Origin of the sequence: Pantoea sp. SIMBA_079 (assembly GCF_046940275.1) — a bacterium.
Lineage (GTDB): Bacteria > Pseudomonadota > Gammaproteobacteria > Enterobacterales > Enterobacteriaceae > Pantoea > Pantoea borealis.
The window spans coordinates 1-249 of sequence record NZ_JAWRYR010000697.1 but is presented as its reverse complement, the minus strand read 5'-3'; the positions used below and the strand labels follow the sequence as shown (position 1 = coordinate 249).

The following is a 249-nucleotide window of genomic DNA, read 5'->3' as shown; positions in this document are numbered from 1 at the left end:
CCTCCTTGTTCCAGCTCGACACCCTGCGCATGCAGATCACCTACCGCAGCCAGCCCCTCACGCTGACCCGGCATGAGTTCCGCCTGCTGCAATGTCTGCTCGAACAACCACAGCGGGTGTTCAGCCGCGAACAGTTGCTCGACGCTTTGGGCGTGGCCTCCGATGTGGGCTATGAGCGCACCATCGACAGCCATATCAAGAGCCTGCGCGCCAAATTGCGCCAGGTAGCGGGTGATGCCGAGCCGATCC

The 249-nt window shown here is 62.7% G+C and carries 1 protein-coding gene; it reads left to right on the top strand.

Annotated elements, in window-relative coordinates:
• A partial coding sequence (locus SB719_RS21750) for a winged helix-turn-helix domain-containing protein (protein WP_412159973.1) occupies nt 1-249 on the top strand: 249 nt, incomplete at both ends.